This window comes from uncultured Faecalibacterium sp. (assembly GCF_900066275.1).
GTDB classification, from domain to species: Bacteria; Bacillota; Clostridia; order Oscillospirales; family Ruminococcaceae; genus Faecalibacterium; species Faecalibacterium taiwanense.
The window spans coordinates 1-3560 of the sequence record NZ_FMFG01000042.1 but is presented as its reverse complement, the minus strand read 5'-3'; the positions used below and the strand labels follow the sequence as shown (position 1 = coordinate 3560).

General features: G+C 58.8%; 4 protein-coding genes and 1 riboswitch. Of the genes, 3 read left to right on the top strand and 1 reads right to left on the bottom strand.

Annotated elements, in window-relative coordinates; translation table 11 throughout:
• The first annotated feature begins 112 nt into the window (after positions 1–112).
• Positions 113–817 (top strand): sigma-70 family RNA polymerase sigma factor, encoded by a 705-nt coding sequence (locus QZL71_RS11275; protein WP_005945695.1) that lies wholly within the window; start codon positions 113–115, stop codon positions 815–817.
• A gap of 556 nt (positions 818–1373) precedes the next feature.
• Positions 1374–2141, top strand: coding sequence for an RNA polymerase sporulation sigma factor SigG (sigG, locus tag QZL71_RS11270; RefSeq protein ID WP_005945678.1), 768 nt, complete (start codon positions 1374–1376; stop codon positions 2139–2141).
• A 50-nt stretch (positions 2142–2191) separates the two neighbouring features.
• Here the strand turns inward: sigG and QZL71_RS11265 are convergent, their stop codons facing one another.
• Positions 2192–2440 (bottom strand): sporulation transcriptional regulator SpoIIID, encoded by a 249-nt coding sequence (locus QZL71_RS11265; RefSeq protein WP_005945675.1) that lies wholly within the window; start codon positions 2438–2440, stop codon positions 2192–2194.
• Positions 2441–2550: 110 nt separating this feature from the next.
• A riboswitch (TPP riboswitch) is annotated at positions 2551–2650 on the top strand.
• A gap of 82 nt (positions 2651–2732) precedes the next feature.
• On the opposite strand from QZL71_RS11265, the gene QZL71_RS11260 reads away from it, so the two are divergent.
• A complete protein-coding gene (locus tag QZL71_RS11260; RefSeq protein ID WP_097775318.1) occupies positions 2733–3362 on the top strand; it encodes an energy-coupled thiamine transporter ThiT in 630 nt (209 codons plus the stop codon).
• The last annotated feature ends 198 nt before the right edge of the window (positions 3363–3560 follow it).

Below are 3560 nucleotides of genomic sequence, written 5' to 3'. Positions count from 1 at the left end.
AACGCAGCAGCCATGGACAGCTCTGCTGGGCAGCGAACTGGCCGTACAGCTGGGCATCCGCTGAGAAGCGTTTGATGCGATCGATATCTACAGATGTACAGGAGGGGTATTCATGTTTCATGTTCTGCACCGGTTCTGGCGTTGGCTCCTTGCACGGCTGGGCTATTGCGGCGGCGCACATTTTCTGGCGGGCGCGCCCAGCCTGCCCCCGCCCCTGACCCCGGAACAGGAAAAAGTCCTGCTCTCCCGTATGGCTGCAGGCGATGCCGCTGCCCGGGACGACCTGATCACCCACAACCTGCGGCTGGTGGTGTACCTTGCCAAAAAGTACGAAAGCAGCGGTGTGCCTGCCGAGGACATGATCAGCATTGGCACCATCGGGCTGATCAAGGCGGTGAACACCTTCACGCCGGAGCGCAGCATCAAGCTGGCCACCTACGCCAGCCGCTGCATCGGCAATGAAATTCTGATGTACTTACGCAAAAGCTCCAACCGCCGTCAGGAAGCCAGCATCGACGAACCGCTGAACGTGGATGGCGACGGCAACGAGCTGCTGCTTTCTGATATTCTGGGCAGTGATGAGAACCAGATCAGCCAGCGGCTGGAGCAGGATGCGGAGCGCGCCGTTCTTCGCCGGGCCGTGGACAGCCTGTCCCCGCGGGAACGGCAGATCATGGAGCTGCGCTTTGGTCTGGCGGACGGCATTGAGCGCACCCAGAAGGAGGCCGCCGACGCACTGGGCATCAGCCAAAGCTACATTTCCCGGCTGGAAAAACGGATCATCCATACCTTAAAAGTACAATTGGAAAACGAGTGAGGTGAAAAAACGCGGACTGCCGCCCGCTGGGCTTGACAATCCACGCTGATTTGCGTATAATAAAACTACAAAAGGCGCTGGCCCTGCAAACGGCTAGTTCCTTACCGGATTAGTCAAGAAAAGATGACCGCTCGGATTGGGACTCGAGGCGGTCATTTTTTCTTTTTGTCATCACTGTGAGAAACAGTCCATGTAATTTCAAACGTAACGTAGATTGCTCCGCCGAGAAGCGTGAGCAGAAGCACGACCTGTTCAAACGTCATGGTGCATCCCCCCTTTCCGCCCTTGGGCATCCGGGGAGAACGAGATCTTCAAGAAAAAATCGTCTTTAGCCGGCACCCAAGTACCGGTAAGGACTAGCCGCCTGCGTTTGTGGGCACAGCGCCTGATGGCGGCGTTGCCGCCGCAAATACAGCATATCATAAATCTGCACGAAAAACAATATTTTGCCGCGCTTTCCTGTCAAACGGGAAAGCGCACAGTTTTTTCCACGCATACAATGCCGCTGCGCATCCCATACTCCCGGTGAAGATCAAAACAGACCGGGGGCGTTTGGATGTACAACAAAGTGGAGCTGTGCGGCATGAACACTGCAAAGCTGCCTGTGCTGACCGAAGCCGAAAAGCGGGAACTGCTGGCCCGCGCCCACGCCGGTGATGCAGCAGCCCGGGAACAAATGGTGGAAGGCAACCTGCGGCTGGTGCTCAGCGTGGTGCAGCGGTTCGCCCAGCGCGGCGAAAATCTGGACGACCTGTTTCAGGTGGGGTGCATCGGGCTGATCAAGGCCATCGATCATTTTGACCCCGCCCAGCCGGTGCGCTTCTCCACCTACGGCGTTCCCATGATCATTGGGGAGATCCGGCGTTTTCTGCGGGACAACAATGCCCTGCGGGTGAGCCGCAGCCTGCGGGATACCGCCTACCGGGCCATGCAGAGCCGCGAAGCGCTGGAAAAGCAGCTTGGCCGCGAGCCGACCATGGACGAGATCGCGCAGGCGGCGGGCCTTGCCCGGCGCGAAGTGACCGCCGCGCTGGAATCGGTGGTGGAGCCGATCAGTCTGGAAGAGCCGGTGTACACCGATGGCGGCGATGCGATGTATGTGATCGATCAGGTGCGGGACCCGGACGGCGAGGACAGCTGGATCAGCGGGCTGCAGTTCCGGCAGACCGTGGCCGGGCTGACCCCGCGGGAAAAGCGGATCATGGAGCTGCGCTACCTGCAGGGCAAGACCCAGATGGAGGTGGCGCGGGAGATCGGCATCAGTCAGGCACAGGTCAGCCGGTTGGAAAAAGGCGCACTGAGCCAGTTCCGCACCCGGGACTGAACCTAAAAAAGACGGCACAGCTTCCGTTTTGTTCGGAAGTGTGCCGTCTTTTATCTGCGGCTGTATTTGCGCCGGGTGGCCGCACCGCCGCGCAGATGCCGCTCTGCCTTATTGCAGGCCAGAACCGCCCGCACCTGCCGGAACAGCTCCGGCTGCAGCGTCCGCAGCCGCACCGCAACATCCTTGTGCACGGTGGACTTGCTGCACCCGAACACCGCTGCCGCCGCACGCACTGTGGCCCGGTTGGCCGCGATATATTCGCCCAGCTGTACCGCCCTCTGTTCGGGGTCTCCCTTCATATCCAGACTCCTCCCATTGTGAACTTATGGTACAGCCTATGCACAGGCCGGGGCAGATATGTTCCGCCGGGGCTTGACTTTTGCGCCGGACGCGCTATACTTTTGCATGGACATAAAAACAGGGGTGCCGAAAGGCTGAGATCCGCGTTTTGCGGAGTACCCTTTTACCAGACCGGACAATGCCGGCGTGGGAGTTTGCAGAACTGTCCGTTCTTTCACAAACCCCGTGCGCCTGCTGGAAAGCGGGCGCATTTTGTTTTTGTGTACTATCGTTCTGAGAAGAGGAATCCCTATGACCAAAACCTATTCCAAAACCCGCATTCTGGTGGAGGGTGCGCTGATGATCGCCCTGTCCACCGTTTTGAGCATGATCCAGATCCCGCTCATGCCCCACGGCGGTTCCATCACCCTGTTCAGCATGGTGCCCATTCTGGTAATGAGCTACCGCCACGGCGCAAAGTGGGGCATCATGACCGCTTTCGTCAACAGCCTGATCCAGCTTGTGCAGGGCCTTGGCAATCTGGCATACTGCCAGACCCTCACGGCACAGGTGGGCTGCGTGCTGCTGGACTACCTTCTGGCCTTCACGGTGCTGGGCTTTGCCTGCCTGATCGCAAAGCCTTTCCGCAGCCGCACCGTGGGTGTCGGTGTCAGCGCCTTTGTGGTGTGCCTGCTGCGCTTTTTGTGCAGCTTTCTGTCCGGTTACATCGTCTGGAAGGACTACGACTACGCTTTCAGCTGGATGACCGAAATCGGCTTTCCCGGCATCTCCAACATGAGCGTGGACGGTCTGTGCTGGCTGTACAGTGCCGTGTACAACGCCACCTACATGCTGCCCGAAGCCATTCTGACCACGGTCCTTGTGGTGATCCTGATCCGTGTCGCACCGCAGATCTTCGACCCGCAGAACGCAAGAGCGTAAGTTTTTTCGCAGTCATTTTTCCCGCCGGGAAGGGCATTTCCCCGGCGGGAATTTTTTTGCAGAAAATCCCAAAAAAGCTGTTGACAATCCGGCAAAGCGCTGGTATAATTACTCCTGTCGTCAGGCACGGCACAAACATCTGGGGGATTAGCTCAGCTGGGAGCCCAAGCAGTGCGCTCACGCACCCCCACGACTGAA

Excerpts from the sequence above, each read along its gene's own strand:
- QZL71_RS11260 (WP_097775318.1), top strand. The coding sequence starts at position 2,733 with ATGACCAAAACCTATTCCAAAACCCGCATTCTGGTGGAGGGTGCGCTG.
- QZL71_RS11265 (WP_005945675.1), bottom strand. The coding sequence starts at position 2,440 with ATGAAGGGAGACCCCGAACAGAGGGCGGTACAGCTGGGCGAATATATC.
- sigG (WP_005945678.1), top strand. The coding sequence starts at position 1,374 with ATGTACAACAAAGTGGAGCTGTGCGGCATGAACACTGCAAAGCTGCCT.
- QZL71_RS11275 (WP_005945695.1), top strand. The coding sequence starts at position 113 with ATGTTTCATGTTCTGCACCGGTTCTGGCGTTGGCTCCTTGCACGGCTG.